The 17,570-nt window shown below is 38.7% G+C and carries 18 protein-coding genes; 6 read left to right on the top strand and 12 right to left on the bottom strand.

The window, feature by feature from the left end:
- From ACTF6W_RS04420 to ACTF6W_RS04405, 4 genes are all read left to right on the top strand, one after another.
- Positions 1 to 1,321, top strand: a 1,321-nt coding sequence (locus ACTF6W_RS04420) for a helicase-related protein (protein WP_438993336.1), incomplete at its 5' end; no start/stop codon positions are given.
- Positions 1,322 to 1,343: 22 nt separating this feature from the next.
- Positions 1,344 to 1,790 (top strand): lipocalin-like domain-containing protein, encoded by a 447-nt coding sequence (locus tag ACTF6W_RS04415; RefSeq protein ID WP_438993335.1) that lies wholly within the window; start codon positions 1,344 to 1,346, stop codon positions 1,788 to 1,790.
- 87 nt (positions 1,791 to 1,877) lie between these two features.
- Positions 1,878 to 3,776, top strand: coding sequence for a thiamine pyrophosphate-binding protein (locus ACTF6W_RS04410; protein WP_438993334.1), 1,899 nt, complete (start codon positions 1,878 to 1,880; stop codon positions 3,774 to 3,776).
- Positions 3,777 to 3,780: 4 nt separating this feature from the next.
- Positions 3,781 to 4,530 carry a hypothetical protein gene (locus ACTF6W_RS04405; RefSeq protein ID WP_438993333.1) on the top strand — a complete coding sequence of 250 codons (750 nt, stop codon included), beginning with the start codon at positions 3,781 to 3,783 and terminating at the stop codon, positions 4,528 to 4,530.
- 113 nt (positions 4,531 to 4,643) lie between these two features.
- Here ACTF6W_RS04405 and ACTF6W_RS04400 read toward each other — a convergent pair whose 3' ends face one another.
- The 4 genes from ACTF6W_RS04400 to ACTF6W_RS04385 are packed head-to-tail and all read right to left on the bottom strand — an operon-like array spanning position 4,644 to position 6,483.
- Entirely contained in the window at positions 4,644 to 5,087 is a 444-nt protein-coding gene (locus tag ACTF6W_RS04400; RefSeq protein WP_438993332.1) for a hypothetical protein, read from the bottom strand.
- Positions 5,081 to 5,809 carry a ComEC/Rec2 family competence protein gene (locus ACTF6W_RS04395; RefSeq protein ID WP_438993331.1) on the bottom strand — a complete coding sequence of 243 codons (729 nt, stop codon included), beginning with the start codon at positions 5,807 to 5,809 and terminating at the stop codon, positions 5,081 to 5,083. Before ACTF6W_RS04395 ends, ACTF6W_RS04400 begins: the two co-directional genes overlap by 7 nt.
- The gene (locus ACTF6W_RS04390) at positions 5,716 to 5,973 is read right to left on the bottom strand and encodes a ComEC/Rec2 family competence protein (protein WP_438993330.1); all 258 of its coding nucleotides are present in this window, start codon (positions 5,971 to 5,973) and stop codon (positions 5,716 to 5,718) included. The genes ACTF6W_RS04395 and ACTF6W_RS04390 overlap by 94 nt, the downstream gene beginning before the upstream one ends.
- 42 nt (positions 5,974 to 6,015) lie before the next feature.
- Entirely contained in the window at positions 6,016 to 6,483 is a 468-nt protein-coding gene (locus ACTF6W_RS04385) for a DUF4131 domain-containing protein (protein WP_438993329.1), read from the bottom strand.
- Positions 6,484 to 6,794: 311 nt separating this feature from the next.
- Between ACTF6W_RS04385 and gltX the strand changes: the two genes are divergently transcribed.
- The gene (gene gltX / locus ACTF6W_RS04380) at positions 6,795 to 8,210 is read left to right on the top strand and encodes a glutamate--tRNA ligase (protein WP_438993328.1); all 1,416 of its coding nucleotides are present in this window, start codon (positions 6,795 to 6,797) and stop codon (positions 8,208 to 8,210) included.
- Between the two features lie 127 nt (positions 8,211 to 8,337).
- Entirely contained in the window at positions 8,338 to 9,651 is a 1,314-nt protein-coding gene (locus ACTF6W_RS04375) for a citrate synthase (RefSeq protein WP_438993327.1), read from the top strand.
- A 49-nt stretch (positions 9,652 to 9,700) separates the two neighbouring features.
- On the opposite strand, the gene gloA is transcribed toward ACTF6W_RS04375, so the two are convergent.
- The 8 genes from gloA to ACTF6W_RS04335 form a co-directional block, all read right to left on the bottom strand.
- On the bottom strand, positions 9,701 to 10,099 hold the full coding sequence (gene gloA, locus ACTF6W_RS04370; protein WP_438993326.1) for a lactoylglutathione lyase: 399 nt from the start codon (positions 10,097 to 10,099) through the stop codon (positions 9,701 to 9,703).
- Between the two features lie 3 nt (positions 10,100 to 10,102).
- On the bottom strand, positions 10,103 to 10,567 hold the full coding sequence (gene fabZ, locus ACTF6W_RS04365; RefSeq protein ID WP_438993325.1) for a 3-hydroxyacyl-ACP dehydratase FabZ: 465 nt from the start codon (positions 10,565 to 10,567) through the stop codon (positions 10,103 to 10,105).
- Between the two features lie 110 nt (positions 10,568 to 10,677).
- Positions 10,678 to 11,307, bottom strand: a complete 630-nt coding sequence (locus ACTF6W_RS04360) for an OmpH family outer membrane protein (protein ID WP_438993324.1) — start codon at positions 11,305 to 11,307, stop codon at positions 10,678 to 10,680.
- Positions 11,288 to 13,639: an outer membrane protein assembly factor BamA gene (gene bamA / locus ACTF6W_RS04355; protein ID WP_438993323.1), complete on the bottom strand. Its 2,352-nt coding sequence runs from the start codon at positions 13,637 to 13,639 to the stop codon at positions 11,288 to 11,290. Before bamA ends, ACTF6W_RS04360 begins: the two co-directional genes overlap by 20 nt.
- 37 nt (positions 13,640 to 13,676) lie before the next feature.
- Entirely contained in the window at positions 13,677 to 14,792 is a 1,116-nt protein-coding gene (rseP, locus tag ACTF6W_RS04350) for an RIP metalloprotease RseP (RefSeq protein WP_438993322.1), read from the bottom strand.
- 1 nt (position 14,793) lies between these two features.
- Positions 14,794 to 16,005 (bottom strand): 1-deoxy-D-xylulose-5-phosphate reductoisomerase, encoded by a 1,212-nt coding sequence (locus ACTF6W_RS04345; RefSeq protein ID WP_438993321.1) that lies wholly within the window; start codon positions 16,003 to 16,005, stop codon positions 14,794 to 14,796.
- Positions 16,006 to 16,030: 25 nt separating this feature from the next.
- Positions 16,031 to 16,834, bottom strand: a complete 804-nt coding sequence (locus tag ACTF6W_RS04340; protein WP_438993320.1) for a phosphatidate cytidylyltransferase — start codon at positions 16,832 to 16,834, stop codon at positions 16,031 to 16,033.
- Positions 16,818 to 17,570, bottom strand: coding sequence for an isoprenyl transferase (locus tag ACTF6W_RS04335; protein WP_438993319.1), 753 nt, complete (start codon positions 17,568 to 17,570; stop codon positions 16,818 to 16,820). Before ACTF6W_RS04335 ends, ACTF6W_RS04340 begins: the two co-directional genes overlap by 17 nt.

Here is a 17,570-nt window from a genome sequence, read left to right as displayed (position 1 = left end):
CAAAGCCGAACTTGATCAAACACTTAAACTTTATGAACAACAAGGTAAAATTCTAGAAGCGGCAAGACTTGAACAAAGAACCAAGTTTGATCTTGAGATGCTAGCCGCGACGGGAATTTGTGCCGGTATTGAAAATTATAGTCGCCATCTAACGGGGCGCGCCCCATTTGAGGCACCACCCACATTATTTGAATATTTGCCTGAAAATATGCTTCTTTTCATGGATGAAAGTCACGTGAGCGTTCCGCAAATCGGTGGAATGTCACGGGGGGATTATGCCCGAAAAAGCACCCTTTCTGAATTCGGCTTTAGACTTCCAAGCTGCCTTGATAATAGGCCGCTTAAATTTAAAGAATGGGATTATTTTAGACCACAATCCGTTTATGTTTCAGCGACACCAGGCCCATGGGAATTGGAACAGACCGGAGGCGAATATGTTGAACAAGTTATTCGACCAACCGGACTTATTGACCCACCTGTCGAAATACGCCCCGTCGAAAGCCAAGTAGACGATCTACTTCATGCAGTTCAAGATGTAATTAAAAATGGTCATCGTGTTTTGGTTACAACCCTAACCAAACGCATGGCGGAAGATTTATCTGAATATATGCACGATAGCGGCTTAAAAGTCCGATACATGCATTCAGATATCGATACACTTGAACGCATTGAAATCATCCGCGATTTACGCTTAGGGGTATTTGATATACTTATTGGTATTAACCTACTTCGCGAAGGCTTAGATATTCCTGAAACAGGACTTGTTGCGATACTTGACGCTGATAAAGAAGGTTTCTTACGCTCTACAACTTCACTTATACAAACCATCGGTCGGGCCGCGCGTAATGTTGATAGTAAGGTTATTCTTTATGCCGACAAACGCACAAACAGTATTAACGCGGCCCTAGCGGAAACGGATCGTCGTCGCGCCATTCAAGAAGCCTATAACATCGAGCATGGCATAACTCCTGAAAGCATCAAAAAATCTATCGGCGATGTTATCGGTGACACCGCGGAAGGCGATCATGTTACCGTTGATCTTGATGCCTCTGATACCAACAATCTGGTCGGCCATAACTTGCGCTCATATATCGAAGGACTTGAAAAAACTATGCTTGAGGCCGCAGGAAACCTCGAATTTGAAGAAGCAGCAAGATTACGAGATGAGATCAAAAGACTTGAAGAAAAGGAACTTGGCCTCGACTTTGACCCAATGGCACGACATATCGGACCAAAGCCAGAAGGTCGTTCAACTCTAGGAAAACCCGGCACACGACAATATCGAAAAAAAAGCAATAACCCAACACCCCGTAAATTTTAATTGAAACCATTTAAGGAATACCATGCGCATCTTAACATTTATGATTACCGTCTTTTTATCGATTAATGCTTATGCCAACGATAAAGAATTAATTGTTGGCGCGTGGGAAATGGTAAAATTTGAAGTTCAAAATGAACAAAAAACTTGGGAAGAATTGGTTATCGAAGATACAACACTGATCGGTAGCATCGTATTTACAAAATCAGGCATCATGCATGTTCAAATGGTAAGTTCGGATCGCATGAATGAAGAAATAAATGCCAACGGTGAAATTGAAAATGGGTATTCGGCTTATTTTGGGGAATATAACATCGATACTGCTACAAAAACTGTCACCTATAATCGGTATGGACATCTTGTTGATAAATATAAAGATGTTGTCGTAAATCGTCACTATGATGTCGGTGAAACTCATCTTCATATTTATAATTCACCCGGCGCCCGTATGATTTGGAAACGAGTTGAGTAATACCTAAATCATTTTTGAAAACGACAATAACTGTTATGACTTGATCTTTATTCTTTTCTGATTACCATGATTATCAGGGAGAGATAAATGTTCAAAGAAGCAAAACTTTTCGTTGATAATAAAATCGATAGACGAACTTTTATGACCAAGTTAAGAAATGTTGGCGTTTCTAGCATTGGAGCTGGTACCATAGCGAGTTCACTATCAATCCCTTCCGTAAGTGCTTCTTCAATCGGCGATACACCAGAAAAAAGTATTTTTAAAAATAACTTAACCGGCGGTGAACTTATGGCGGAATTTCTCATTGAGTGGGACGTGCCATATATTTTCGGACTTGCGGGTTCTGAAGAAGTGGGGTTCTTGGATGCGCTTGTTGATCGCGACAATTTAAATTATGTCACTTGTATCCATGAAAACGCCGCTATGGCAATGGCAGATGGATATAGTCGAGCAACTGGAAAAACTTCAATCGTAAATCTTCACTCTGTAGCAGGAGCAGCTTATGCGCTAGGGCAAATGGTAAGTTGCTATAGGGACCGTACACCTGTTGTGGTTACCGCTGGGCGTCAAACAACTGAATATAGAGGAAGTAACGGCTTCCTTGAAGCACCTAATCTTCATAAACTGCCTAGTGAATATGCTCAGTGGACATGGGATGTGACCTCCGCTAGTACAATTACTGAAACGCTTCGTCGCGCTTTTATGCTTTCAGAAGCGCCGCCCGGTGGACCAACTTTTCTCACCTTTTCTAAAGATCACTGGGAAACTAATGTCGAGAAAGCTGAAATTATTCCACGTTCCCGTTCAATGGTCAGTAAGGATGTTGCCCCAAAAAACGAAGATGTAAATCGCATAGCGGATTTTCTAATTGAAGCAGAAAGACCCATGCTTTTTTTAGATGACGATTGTGTTCGCCATGAAGTAAGTGCTGAAGTTATGGAAATAGCGGAACTGGTTGGTGCTGGTGTCAGCCTTGGGGCGCGTATGCCATGCGTCTATCCAAATACACATCCGCATTTTTGTGGAAATTTTGGAATTGATAAAGAACTTGCTGGTTCTATAGATTGTTTTTGGGCTCTTGGTGGTCATATGTTTAAAGTTGTCAATAAATCACCAGTACCGTGGGTTAAACGTGATGCAAAAATCATCCATACCAGTCTCGCGGGGTCAGAAGTCGGACGTAACTATCCCGTAGATATTGCCAATGTTGCCAGTGTTAAATCAACGGCGAGAGCCGTACTTAAAAATTTAAAAGAGCGCGGAATTAAAGGTGAAGACGATATATGGGTTCACACATATTATAAAAACAGACGACTTCAAATGGATGAAAAAGCAGCGCTTGAACATGACTGGCGCCCTATTTCAACATCACGCCTTATGCGCGAACTTGATGCACAAATTGCGGATGATGCATTAATCACCACTGAATTGATCTTATCTAAATATCATTTATGGGATTATTTCAAAATTGATCATAATAAACCGTTCGAAAAACGCCGCTATAACCATGCCACCAATTCAGGTGTTCTGGGATGGGGGCTAGCGGCTAGCATAGGCATTAAAATGGGACGCCCCGATAAAGAAACCTGGTGTTTCACAGGAGATGGCGCCTTTAACTTTGGATCACAGGCTCTTTGGAGCGCTTCACGGTATGATGTTCCAATCGGAATCGTTATTTTCAATAATGGTGAATATGCAGCAAACCGAAAAGCACAAAACTTCTACCGTGGCAGGTCATCCGAAACAGGCAATTATATCGGTGTAAACTTAAAGCATCCCGATATACAATATGCCACGATGGCCGAAAGTTATGGTATTAAAGGTGAACGGGTAGAAAATCCGGATGACTTAAAAAAGGCCATTGAACGGTGCCGCGTCGAAATGAAAAATGGTCGCCCTTATGTCCTTGATGTATGTATTGAGCGCTTTGACAAAGGCATGGACAGTGAATATTACGATTACTTCTCAGTAGCAGAGCAAGGATAAACTTATGTTAATTAGACGTATTACTAAACATTTAGAAGACCAAAATTGGTTTGCCGTAGCTCTTGATATGTTAGTGGTGATTTTTGGTGTTTATCTTGGTTTTCAGCTGAACGACTGGAATGAGAACCGTAAGAGTATTGAAAAAGGGGAAAGCTATCTTCAACGTATCGCAGGCGAATTAGAGCAGAATATTCGTTTTTTCGATAATGTTATTAGCATGAACGAAAGAAATTTTGAAAATGGTCAATTTCTTCTTAATACAATAGAAAACAAAGAGTTGGTGAACGAAGATCCAACCAGGTTTATAACTTCCCTCGCTTTTGTAGGTTCTTCCTTAGTTGTCAATGTAAGCAACAATACCATCGAAGAAATTGAATTCAGCGGTAACCTTGAACTTATTAAAGATGAAGAGCTGCGTAATGAAATTGTTGATTATTACGACTTTATAGAAGTAAGTGAAAATTTTAGTCACACGCGTATTGATGCGGAAATCGAATATCAAAAACGCACTGCGGGCCTATTAGGGCCGAAATATTCTGAACTTGGAAGAAATTTAAGTTACACCAAAGAAGAGGCCCTTCCCATTTACAATCAATTTGTTAAAAAGCAAGATTTGATCGAATGGATACCTATTACAATGGCTAGCAAACGAGGGACTATAGGCTTTAGTAAGCGATCTAGACAAAATGCTAAAGAGCTTATAGCGAAAATTCGCGGTGAAGAAATACCCGAAGAAGAAGAAGAAGCACAATAACTTTTAATTCACCCAAGGAAAATTTCCACGTGCTTCTTTAACACTCTTGAACTTTATTTGTTTAATGGGTGTTCAGGCAACCATATGGCATATCCACCATTATTATAAAAATCCTATCTATCAAGAACCAGTTTCGCGGGACAATTTATTTCAACCGGCACTAGACTGACGATTACATCTGCATTTGCGCAATCTTCTAGAAGGGCTTGTTCGTCTTGAACCAATGATATCAATAAATCTGAATTTTCCGGACGGTAAAGACAACTAAACCTGTCACAACTTAATTCCCTACCTGCTGCTTGATCAGGTGTAAAACTTTCATATTGCCAACGCTCTAATTCTGAAAGTCCATATCGTTGCCGCCAGCGGTTTTTTCCAATTCTTCTACCATTCATTCGGCTAAGGCTAAGTGAATTATCATCCCCAAGGATTGCAATTGTCTTTCCGGCATTATCAATTAGGATATTAGGTTGTTTATACTCAATAGCAAAATAAAGACCACTAAGTATGACAGGAACGCCCAGAAAACGCCAATTTAATTTCCATATACCTAACATAACGCGCCAATAACAAGAAATACTAAGGCCTTAATATCTATTGCCGGGATTTCTAATGTCGCACCAGGAAGGCTTGACACCCAATATGCAACAGCCATGATTATTTCAAGCCCCCATGACATTGGCTCTAAAGCGAGCCATTCAAGGCCAAATGGCATTAAAACCAATGTTACCACAATCCAAGGCATCACCCACGACCCCATAACAGGCATAGCAATTAAATTTGCAAGAAGCCCATAAAGAACAACTTTATTGAAATGATAAAGCGCAAATGGCGCAATGGCGATTTCAGCGATCAGTGATGTAAATAAACTGCCGATGATAAAATATTTTACCTTTTGCGAAAATCCATTATCACCGCGAAATTTATTCATGAAATCATTGCCGAAGCGCTCAAAAACAATCACGAGCGCAACAACGGCAGCAAATGACATTTGAAAACTAGCCCCAACCAGTGCCTCAGGGGTGGTTACAAGGATGAATATAGCTGCTATCGCAACCAATCTTAATGAAATGGCTTTACGGTCGGTTAATACACCTAAGAATACGATTATAACCATGATAAAAGCACGAATGGTCGGAATTGAAGCACCGCTGATAAACAAATACCCTAACCCCGCAAATGCGGCTATAAATGCGGCCCATTTTTTATAGGATATTTTAAAGCTAATCGTGGTGATAAACTGAGTAAAAAATGAGAAGAAAAAAATACAACGCCACACAAAAGTCCCATATGTAAACCGGATATCGCAAGTAAATGAGCTAACCCAGCGTTACGCATGGCTTCAGCTAATTTTTCCGGCATTCCACCACGAATTCCTGTAATTAGTGCTGCTGCCAAAGTTCCCGTTTCACCGGAAAGGTTTGTTTTTATCCGTTCCGTCATTCTTTGACGAAGTGAATTATAGGAACGGCTAAATCCTTCATTTTACTTGGTAATTTCAAGTTCAGTAACGGCGTAACCGACGGCGCTTAACCCTTGAAACCAAACTTGCCGGCCATAATCATAATCACCCGGCATACTTGGGCCAGGTGGTGGCATGAGCCCCGCGCGAATTTTAATTTTATCTCCAGGATAAGGCATATCACTAAATTTATTTACCCTGACATTTACTAAGCTCAAGGGTTTAACCCCTCTTATTTCAGCATCTTTAAGCGTTAATCTTATTTTTCCATCTTCATATAGATGCACACGTTCGACAGTTGCGGCGATATTAGTTGGTCTTATCTCTTTATCTAATGTTTCGGTTGCAACAGAATAAATTCGATATCCAGAAATCACATAACCCAAAATAATAAAAAAGCTAGCCAATAATATGTATTTGATAAAAGGAAACTTTTTTCGAATTAATATTGCACTGCATAATGTTACACTTGCTAAAATTGCTGCATGCATTATTGAAAACTGATTATTCCCAGAGAAATAAAAACCAATACCACATGCTAAAAGAATTGGTACTGTTAGAATATATTGCTCATATTCCAAAAAGAAAGACGATTTTAATTTTTCAATATAAGATAAGATTCTTTTGCTCCCCCTACAAAAAATTAACTTTTATAAATAAAAAGCTTCCATTTTCCGTCAATTATTGTTAGTAAAAGTCCAACAAAATCAAGCAGTGATGACATTTATATCATTTATGTATTTCGCATACATTTCAATCAAATTGCTGCAAAAAATCAATATTTAATCCTAAATGGAGCTTCATGAGCGTTAAAATGAAGAAAGTAGTGACACGATTTGCCCCCTCGCCGACGGGTTTTTTACATATCGGCGGTGCGAGAACGGCATTATTTAATTGGCTATTTACCCGCCATCATGGTGGTGAATTCCGTATCCGTGTGGAAGATACTGATCGTAAGAGATCAACACCAGAAGCGGTAGAAGCAATTTTTGATGGCCTTAATTGGCTTGGTCTCAATGTAGATAATGATGTTGTTTTTCAATATGAAAACCGTGAACGCCATGCAGAAGTCGCACATCAGCTTTTAAAAGAGGGAAAAGCCTATAAATGCTATTGCTCTAAAGAAGAACTAGCTGAAATGCGCGAAAAGGCAAAGGCAGAGGGCCGCTCACTTGGTTATGATGGACGCTGGAGAGAGCGTAATCCATCAGAAGCCCCTGAGGGAATTGATCCTGTCATCCGTTTCAAAGCGCCAAAAGATGGTGAAATTGTCATCAAAGATCATGTTCAAGGTGATGTGACTACACAAAATGAACAATTGGATGATATGATCTTATTGCGCGCCGATGGAACACCAACCTATATGTTATCAGTCGTCGTAGATGATTATGATATGGGTGTTACCCATGTTATTCGCGGCGACGATCATTTAACCAATGCTGCAAGACAAGCTCAACTCATCAATGCTATTGGCTGGCCGTTACCTGAATATGCTCATATACCACTTATTCATGGTGCAGATGGGGCGAAGCTTTCAAAAAGACACGGTGCACTAGGCGTGGATGCTTATCGTGATATGGGATATTTACCAGATGCTCTTAAAAATTATCTTTTAAGACTAGGTTGGGCTCATGGTGACGAAGAAGTGATTTCGGAAACTCAGGCTATCGAATGGTTTGATTTAGATGGTGTTGGAAGATCACCTTCCCGTTTTGATTTTACTAAACTTGAAAATTTGAACGGTATTTACATGCGCGAAACAGCAAGTGATGATACACTTGCAATAGGCTGCTTACCGTTTCTAGAAGAAAAATTAGATAAATCTCTAAGTGAGCAAGAAATTGGCGTATTAAAGAACGCTATTGGTGAGCTTAAAAATCGTGAAAAGAATTTAATAGATTTAGCAGATAGTGCTAAGTTTCTTTTTGCGAAACGCCCATTAGACGTCATTCCAAAAGCGGCAAAAGCACTCAATGATGATTCAAAAGTCATTTTGAAGAAAATCCATGATGATTTAAATACCGTAGAAAGTTGGAATAGAGATGCGCTGCAAACTGCTATTGAAGAATTTGTTGAACGCGAAGAAGTAGGGTTTGGAAAAGTCGCGCAGCCATTAAGAGCCGCGTTAACAGGGAGTAATGTATCCCCAGGCATTTCAGAAGTCCTTGATTGGTTAGGAAAAGACGAAAGTTTGTTTAGGATCAAGGACCAAATATAGGAATTTGTTATTTTCACAAAAAATAAACAATTTCTTTAATATTTTGAGAGTATAAGAACGTAAATTAGATGCTTTTTTGATGACGAAGTTCATCAGAGCGATATTAAGATAAGAAGGATGGAGACATATGACAAATAAATACGAAAAAACAGTTACGGGTGATACAGCTACGTTAACAGTACGTGGGAAAAACTATGAACTGCCAATATATGCTGGATCTACAGGACCAGATGTGCTCGACATCAGTAAATTATATGCTGAAACCGATATGTTCACCTTTGACCCCGGTTTCACATCAACCGCAAGCTGCGAAAGTTCAATAACATATATTGATGGCGGTAAAGGTGAACTTTTATATCGTGGTTACCCTATTGAACAACTAGCTGAAAAAAGCGACTTTCTTGAAGTTGCGTATCTGCTTTTAAATGGTGAACTACCAACTGCTGATCAAGATAAAGAATTTAAGAAAGCTATTACCTATCACACAATGGTTCATGAGCAATTGGTTCGTTTCTTTGGTGGTTTTCGCAGAGACGCTCATCCAATGGCGATTATGTGTGGTGTCGTTGGTGCGATGTCAGCATTTTATCACGATAGCACTGATATTACGGATCCTCAGCAACGTCGCGTTGCTTCGAACCGTTTGATTGCTAAGATACCGACTATTGCGGCTATGACTTATAAATATTCAATTGGTCAACCTTTTGTTTATCCTCGTAATGATCTTAATTATGCTGAAAACTTTCTCTATATGACGTTTGGGGTTCCAAACTGCGAAGATTATAATGTAAGTAAAACTTTAGCGGATGCCATGGATAAAATCTTTATCCTTCATGCTGATCATGAACAAAATGCTTCAACATCAACAGTTCGTCTTGCGGGTTCATCTGGTGCAAATCCATTTGCATGTATCGCTGCGGGTATTGCTTCACTTTGGGGCCCTGCTCATGGTGGTGCAAACGAGGCTTGCTTAAATATGCTTAGTGAAATTGGATCAGTTGATAATATTCCAGAATATATTAATAAGGCGAAAGATAAAAATGATCCTTTCCGTCTTATGGGCTTTGGTCACCGCGTTTATAAAAACTTTGATCCGCGTGCAAAAGTACTTCAACAAGCCGCACATGATGTACTTGAAGAGTTGGGCGTTAATGACACGCTTCTTGACGTTGCAAAAGAGCTAGAGCGCATTGCGTTAGAAGACCCATATTTTGTTGAAAAGAAACTATACCCGAATGTTGACTTCTATTCAGGTATTATTCTTAAAGCGATGGGCTTCCCAACATCAATGTTTACAGTATTATTTGCCTTAGCACGTACTGTTGGATGGATTTCACAATGGGGTGAGATGATTGAAGACCCAACACAGAAAATTGGTCGTCCACGTCAATTATTTATCGGTGAAACCGAGCGTAATTACATTGATGTAGATAAACGTTAGTAACGACTTAATATCATAAAAGAAAACCGGCTCATTGAAGCCGGTTTTTTTATTTCTTTTCGATTAATTCTATCATATAGCCATCCGGATCTTTGACAAAAGCAATCACAGTGGTTCCATGTTTCATTGGACCTGGCGGTCTTGGTATTTCAACACCTAACTTCTCAAGCCCTTCACAAGTTTGATAGATATCCGGAACACCAATTGCCAAATGACCAAAGGCATTTCCCAAATCATAACCTTCATCCTGCCCCCAATTGAAAGTAAGCTCTATAACTGTATTACTTTCTTCTGGTCCATAACCTAAAAATGCAAGTGTGAATTTCCCCGATGGATAATCTTTGCGTCTTAATAAATCCATCCCGAGATGATCACAATAGAATGAGATAGATTTATCCAAATCTCTCACTCTGATCATGGTATGGAGTAATCTATATTCGTTTGACATAAATTAGGTCGCAATCATTGCTTTAAAACTTGCTTCGGCAACCACTTGGCCATCAACAATACCCTTACCAGAAAATTTCCAGATATTACGGCGGTTCTGTTCTTTTTTCACATGAAGCTCTAGCATATCACCAGGTTCTACAGGTTTTCTAAACTTTACCGCGTCAATAGACATGAAATAGACAAGCTTACCTTCTGCCTCTTCACCCAAGCTAAGCATAACAAGAGCAGCTGCAGACTGTGCCATCGCTTCGACAATAAGGACGCCTGGCATAACTGGTTTTTCAGGAAAATGCCCTTGAAAGAAAGGTTCATTAATTGTTACGCCTTTTTTACCTACTGCTTTATCACCTTTATGGATATCACAAAGTTTATCAACAAGTAACATAGGATAGCGATGTGGAATTAATTCCTTAATTCGATTGATATCAATATCATCCAACTTTTCTACATCTTCTGTCATAATCATTCCTATAATAATTTTGCTGTTTCAGTATAATAATACTGAAAATATTTGAAAGAAAATTATAAAAAAAGCCTGCTATCGAAAATAGCAGGCTTTTTAAAAAATATTTATGTTTAGTTTGCTGGCGCAGCCACGGGCGCAGCAGCAGCTTCTGGAACTTCAGGTAAAGCAACAGTCGTTGACGGCATAGCTAAATCAAGTTGCTCAATAACACGCGTCGTTACATCCAAACCTGGCGCTTGCTCTAATACAAAACCTTTTTCTATTAGGATGGTTGCGCCAGTATCCTGCAATACCTTTTGCAATATAGGTTTTAAAGCACGCTCAATTTCCGCATTAGCATTTGCAATTGCAATTTCCAACTGTTGGCGTTTGATTTGTACTTCACGTTGATACTCAACTGCCTTTTGTTGAAATTCTTGCGCTTTTTGATTATACGCTTCTTGAGGCATAATTGCGCTTTGTCCTTTAAGACTTTCTTCTTCTGCCCGAAGAGCATTACCTTTAGTCTGTAATTCCGTCTGCATATCTGCCTGAATTTGAGCAACTTGTCTGTTAATATCAACAGCAACTGCAGCCGTCGTTACAATTAACCTATTATCAACAACAGCAATTTTGGCAGCAGGAATAGCTTGAGCATTAGCAAGACTATTAATTCCTATAACTGATATTAAAGCTATTACTGCACTATAAAAATATTTCATATTCATCATTTTCTTCATATTAAAATCTCGTTCCGACATTAAATTGGAAAAATTCCGTTTCGTCGCCTCGTTGGTTTTTAATTGCTCTGGCCAAGTCAATTCTAAATGGCCCGAATGGTGATTGCCATGAGAGACCAATCCCTACAGAAACCCTCGGTCTAGCATTATTTCCGAGCAACGTATATACCACACCTGCAGGTGATATCAAGGTTTCTTCTGCATCAACATTAAATACCGCACCCACGTCCGTATAGATACTAGCCTCGATACCCAAGTCTCTTGCGCCACCTCCCAATGGAATAAAGAGTTCTGCTGTCGCTTTATAATAAGTGTTACCACCAATATTAAAGCCTCGGAAAAACTCCGTATTATTTTCATTATATTCACGTGGTCCAACACCTGCTTCATTGAAACCTCTCATTTGAGGGTTTCCAAGGAAAAATCTATTATTAAGCCTAATCGTTCTTCCTAGGCCTTCTATGTGCCCTCCTTCAGCAGAAAGGTTGAATATCCAAAATTTATAAATTGGATAGAAATAATCATAACTACCTCTCGTTCTAAGAAACTTTTGATTTCCACCTAATCCGGCAACCTCTTGACTTACAGAAACTAACTGCCCTCTATTTGGTTTTTGTTGATTATCTAATGAATTATAAGTTAGTCCATATCTTATTGAGGACGTTAAAAATTCACCCGAGTTATCTGTTAAATAAGGGTTGTCTGAGAAAAAGCGCGTTACGACCCTATCTTGTGTTAAGTTATAGGATACATTCATAATCACATATTCTGTAATTGGAAATCCTGTTCGAATTGAAGTACCGACACTTCTTTGCTGATACCCACTTTCAATAAAATTTGTATCTCTAATAAAAAGATCAACTCCAGCCGCTAGCCTACGACCTAGAAAATATGGTTCCGTAAAACTCAAATCTACTTGTTTTCTTCGTTTTGATAATTGTGCACTTGCTCTATATTGCTGTCCTTTACCGACTAAGTTTCTATCACCTATGCTAAAGTTAACAATTAGCCCTTCAAAACTTGAATATCCGAGGCCAGCTGATAATTCGCCTGTCGGCTGTTCTTCGACTGTGATTTCTAAAATCGATCTATCTGCTTGCGTTCCTTCAATTTGTTCAATCTCAACATCTTGGAAGAATTGCAATGATTGCACACGAATCTCCGACCGGTTAAGTCTCGCAGAGTTGTACGCATCACCTTCTACTAATTGAACTTCGCGCCTAATAACTCTATCGTGAGTTCTTACATTATTAATAATTTTAACTTCTTCAACATAAACTCTCGGAGTTTCATTAATGATAAAAGTTATATCAACTGTTCTATCCGCACGATTTCGTCTTACTTGAGGTCTGATATCAATAAATGCATAGCCTCGAAGACCAGCAACATTCGTTAATGATTCTACAGAATCGTCTATCGCAGAAGAGTCAAAAATATCGCCTGTTTTTGTATAAACAAGCTGTTTTAGAATCTCTCCGTCCAATTCCTCGATTTCACTTTCAACTGTAATATTGCCGAAATTATATAATTCACCTTCTTCAACTGAAATATTAATATAAAAATATTGTTTATCAGGAGATAGTTCAGCTACAGCAGAAGTAACTCGAAAATCGGCATACCCCTGTTCACGATAAAAGTCTCTTAATAATTGTTTGTCATAATTTAAACGGTCTGGATCATAAGTATCTTCAGAGGCAAGAAACTTCCACCAACGGCTTTCTTTCGTCGCTACTTTGCTCCTTAATATATCATTATTGAATACTTTATTACCCAGAAAGTTAATTTTACCAATTGTACTTTTCGCACCCTCAGAAATTTCAAAAACTAGATTAACACGATTTTGTTCTAACTGAATTACCTTTGGCTCAATCGATGCTGCAAACCGCCCGCCTCGGCGATAAATTTCTAAGATTCTTTGAACATCTGCTCTAACTTTCGCGCGAGAAAAAACAATACGGGGGCGAAGCTGTATTTCTTCGTATATATCATCATCATCTTTATATTTGTTGCCTTCAAATACAATGCGGTTGATAATTGGGTTTTCAACGACTTCAACTACGAGCGTATCACCTCGTCGGCCAACATCGACATCTGAAAATAGCCCTGTATTAAATAGTCTTTTTAAGGATGCATCACTAAGTTGATCATTATAATTATCGCCAATATTTAATAACAAATAAGATTCAATTGTTGATTCTTCGATACGTTGATTACCAACAATTTCAAAACTATTTATAACAGGACCCGTAATGGATGCAGATTGAGCAATAGCAATTGATGGCAAAAATATCTGTGTAATAGTTAGCAACACTACAACATGCAAATAAACAAATATTTTTTTCTTAGTACCCACAAATATTACCTTAATTTATAAATTTATACGTTACACTTTAATCAATTTTTAATATGTCATTAAACGTTGCAAATATCATCAAACTTAATACAACAAGTGCACCAATCTTAAAACCAAATTCTTGCGCTTGAGCGCTCATTTTTTTTCTTCTTACGGCCTCTATCGCATAATAAAGCAAATGTCCACCATCAAGCATTGGAATTGGGAATAAATTTACCATCCCTAACCCTATAGAAATTAGTGCCATAAAGTTTATCAATGACGTTAATCCATGTTCAGCCGTTTTACCTGCTACACGAGCAATAGTAATTGGACCACTTAATTCTTGCGCGGACCTTTTTCCTACAATGATTTGGCCTAGGCCTTGTAAATTTCTCATGGTCAAATCTTTGGTAGCTATGGTCGCATTCCAAAGTGCCGAAAATAGTCCATATTGAACTAAAACTCTATCTTCTGGATTTATACTGCTGCGGATACCGATTTGTCTAACTTTAGTAGGTTGTCCCAGGATATCTTCATCTTCAACCATACCAAGATTAAAGTTTAAGTTGATGGTTTGACCATCTCTTAAAACGGCGACAGTCACAGCATCTTCAACTTTGAATAATAAATGCTCTCTAATATCCATAAAAGTTTCAATTTCTTCACCATCAATTGAAACAATTCTATCACCTGCTTCAATGCCAGCCTCTTTTGCTGCACCGCCTTCTAAAACATCGCCTACAACGGGGGATAATTCCATTCTTCCATAGGTAAAATAAAGACCTGCAATAATTAATATTGCAAATAAAAAGTTGACCGCAGGACCAGCAAATACAATCGCGGCCTTTTGCGCTAAATTTTTATGATGAAAAGATACTTCTTTCTCTTCGTCACTCATCTCGTTTATTGCAGCATCTGGGGTACTCGCTTCGGAAGCATCACCAAAAAACTTTACGTATCCACCAAGCGGTATCCAACTTATCTTCCATCTTGTTCCGTTTTTATCATTAAAACCCCAAATTTCAGGACCAAACCCAACAGAAAAAACCTCAACCCGAACACCATTTATACGAGCAATAATATAATGCCCCCATTCATGAACAAACACGAGCACAGTCAATACGAATAAAAATGACGCAATCATTTGACCATATGATAGAAGAGCTTCCATATTATTTCTTTAATCCTTCAACTATTTCACCAGTTACTATTCTTGTATTCTCATCGACATCATGTACATCATTTAGACAAGTCATTTGATGAATTTTAATAGTATCCAAGGCTTTCTCTACAACTTTCGTGATATCCAAGAAATCAATTTGACCTTCAAGAAAAGCCTTAACAGCTATTTCATTGGAAGCGTTGAGGATAGTAGGCGCACTTCCTCCTTTTTGCAACACTTCTCGCGTAATATTAATTGCCGGAAATTTAACTTTATCTGGCCTAATAAAATTCAGTTGCCCTATTTCTGTTAAATCTAATTTTTTAGACGGCGCATTCATTCTATGCGGCCACCCTAAAGTGTATGAAATAGGTGTGCGCATATCTGGCGTACCAAGTTGAGCCAAGACCGATCCATCAATATATGAAACCATACTATGAATGATAGACTCAGGATGGATAATTATATCTAACTGTTCTTTTTCAATAGGGAACATATAGTAAGCTTCAATCAATTCGAGACCTTTATTCATCATCGTAGCGCTATCAACTGATATCTTAACTCCCAGAGACCAATTTGGATGTTTAATAGCTTCTACCGGCGTAATATATTGCATATCAGCAATATCTTTATTCCAAAATGGTCCACCTGATGCTGTTAAGGTAACCTTCTCAATTTTCTCTGGTTCATCAAAATCAAATATTTGAAATATAGCATTATGCTCTGAATCTACCGGTAAAATCGTAGCACCACAGTCTTCAACTTGCTGCATCATAAATTCACCAGCGCATACTAGGCACTCTTTATTGGCGAGCGCGATTGTCGCCCCTCGCCTAATTGCCGTTAAAGTCGGTTTAAGCCCCGCTGCACCAACGATTGAAGACATTACCCAATCCGCGGACGTATCAGCCGCTTCATTTAAAGCTTCACTTCCCGCAGCAGCAATAATATTATGCCCATGAAGAGCTTCTTTTAAGTCCGAGTATTTATCTTGATCCGCAATTACGGCCATTTCTGCATTATGCGCAATTGCCTGTTTCGCTAGCGCTTCTACATTACTATTTGCAGTTAAAGCTTTAACAGAATATTTTTCAGGATTGCGGCTAATTAGGTCAAGAGTACTGGTACCAATTGAACCAGTAGAACCAAGAATAGTTATATCCTTATGTTCGGGCGTATCAATAACCTTGAAACGGTCTTTCTCTCGAATACTAATATTCATTATATAATTAATCCTATGACCAGCATTACATAAAACTCGCTATAAATAAAATTGCCGGCGCAACAAACAAAATCCCATCAACACGGTCCATAACACCACCATGCCCAGGAATAATTGAACCTGAATCTTTTACCGAATATCGTCTTTTTACAGCCGACTCCGTTAAATCACCAATTTGGCTCAATATTGCTAAAGAACCACTCAATATTAGCAAAATTAAGGCATTCTCAAATATTGTTATATTCTGCACTTCTGCAAACATGTAAAAAACATATGCCAAAATCATTGCTGTAATCGTGCCACCAATTAATCCCGACCACGTTTTATTTGGGCTGATTTTTGGAGACATTTTTGGCCCACCGATTTTTTTACCAACGAAATATGCGCCAGTATCCATTCCCCAAATAAGTAACATCATCCAAAGCAATACCAGTGATCCAAAATTTTCCTGAATAAGCAAAACCGAATAAGAAGGAATAAAGGTATATAAAAAACCCAAAATCGCCCAAACTATTTTTGCATTCACCAAATAAGCGACGGCGATGATAGAGACAATGCTGCTAACAAAAGCATACTCCATATATTGGCTACCCATTTTAAGCTGTAGCAATAATAAAACAGTACAAATTGACTGAACGATAAAGAGGAGCGAAAATGGTTTCTTTTCACAAATTCCATTCCACTCTGACAGAATTATCACAGACAGCAAAGATATCAGAATAAATAAAGGCAATCCACCAATCATGATGATGTAAATCGCTACCGGAAGCATTACAAGCGCCGATAAAAACCGGATCAATAGTTGGTTTTTTTTAGGGCCTTGCGCCATAGCGTCTATCTCGTTTGTAATATTCGTCTATGGCATCACATAATTGTTTTCTTGAAAAATCAGGCCAAAAGACATCCTGAAATACAAATTCGGCATACGCCGCTTGCCAAAGCATGAAATTACTAAGGCGTTGTTCGCCGCTGGTTCTAATTATTAAATCCGGCTCAGGAATTTCTCCAGTATAAAGATGACTTGCAAATAGTTTTTCATCAATATCTTCAACTTGTAAATCGCCAGATTTGACTTGCTCCGCAACTTGCTTTGTCGCATTGACTATCTCTTCTTGACCGCCATAATTTAACGCTAATGTCAAACGCAACTTATCATTATTTCTTGTTTTTTCTTCCGCCATATCAATTAGTGAAATTATATTTTTACTAAGGCGGTTTCTGCTTCCTATAAAACTAATCCGAATGTTCTTTTGGTGCAGCTCATCAATTTCTTTGGTTAAGTATATTTTCAGCAACCCCATTAAGTCACTGACTTCTTCGGGAGGGCGGTTCCAGTTTTCCGATGAAAAAGCGTATAATGTCAGATACTTAATATCCAGATCACAGCAGGCCTCTACAATACCACGAACAGCATCAGCCCCCTTTTTATGCCCTACAAATTTGGGAAGACGACGAGACTTTGCCCAGCGACCATTACCATCCATGATAATAGCCACATGCTGAAGCGGCAATCGATCCTCTTCAGTTTTCTGGTCAGCTTTTTGTTCGTCTTTTACCAATAACAT

It is taken from the genome of Pseudemcibacter sp. (genome assembly GCF_965661635.1).
Taxonomy (GTDB): domain Bacteria; phylum Pseudomonadota; class Alphaproteobacteria; order Sphingomonadales; family Emcibacteraceae; genus Pseudemcibacter.
This window is presented reverse-complemented; position numbering and strand designations above follow the sequence as displayed.

Excerpts from the sequence above, each read along its gene's own strand:
- ACTF6W_RS04415 (WP_438993335.1), top strand. The coding sequence starts at position 1,344 with ATGCGCATCTTAACATTTATGATTACCGTCTTTTTATCGATTAATGCT.
- ACTF6W_RS04410 (WP_438993334.1), top strand. The coding sequence starts at position 1,878 with ATGTTCAAAGAAGCAAAACTTTTCGTTGATAATAAAATCGATAGACGA.
- ACTF6W_RS04405 (WP_438993333.1), top strand. The coding sequence starts at position 3,781 with ATGTTAATTAGACGTATTACTAAACATTTAGAAGACCAAAATTGGTTT.
- ACTF6W_RS04400 (WP_438993332.1), bottom strand. The coding sequence starts at position 5,087 with ATGTTAGGTATATGGAAATTAAATTGGCGTTTTCTGGGCGTTCCTGTC.
- ACTF6W_RS04390 (WP_438993330.1), bottom strand. The coding sequence starts at position 5,973 with ATGACGGAACGGATAAAAACAAACCTTTCCGGTGAAACGGGAACTTTG.
- ACTF6W_RS04385 (WP_438993329.1), bottom strand. The coding sequence starts at position 6,483 with ATGCATGCAGCAATTTTAGCAAGTGTAACATTATGCAGTGCAATATTA.
- gltX (WP_438993328.1), top strand. The coding sequence starts at position 6,795 with ATGAGCGTTAAAATGAAGAAAGTAGTGACACGATTTGCCCCCTCGCCG.
- ACTF6W_RS04375 (WP_438993327.1), top strand. The coding sequence starts at position 8,338 with ATGACAAATAAATACGAAAAAACAGTTACGGGTGATACAGCTACGTTA.
- gloA (WP_438993326.1), bottom strand. The coding sequence starts at position 10,099 with ATGTCAAACGAATATAGATTACTCCATACCATGATCAGAGTGAGAGAT.
- fabZ (WP_438993325.1), bottom strand. The coding sequence starts at position 10,567 with ATGATTATGACAGAAGATGTAGAAAAGTTGGATGATATTGATATCAAT.
- ACTF6W_RS04360 (WP_438993324.1), bottom strand. The coding sequence starts at position 11,307 with ATGTCGGAACGAGATTTTAATATGAAGAAAATGATGAATATGAAATAT.
- rseP (WP_438993322.1), bottom strand. The coding sequence starts at position 14,792 with ATGGAAGCTCTTCTATCATATGGTCAAATGATTGCGTCATTTTTATTC.
- ACTF6W_RS04345 (WP_438993321.1), bottom strand. The coding sequence starts at position 16,005 with ATGAATATTAGTATTCGAGAGAAAGACCGTTTCAAGGTTATTGATACG.
- ACTF6W_RS04340 (WP_438993320.1), bottom strand. The coding sequence starts at position 16,834 with ATGGCGCAAGGCCCTAAAAAAAACCAACTATTGATCCGGTTTTTATCG.
- ACTF6W_RS04335 (WP_438993319.1), bottom strand. The coding sequence starts at position 17,570 with ATGTTATTGGTAAAAGACGAACAAAAAGCTGACCAGAAAACTGAAGAG.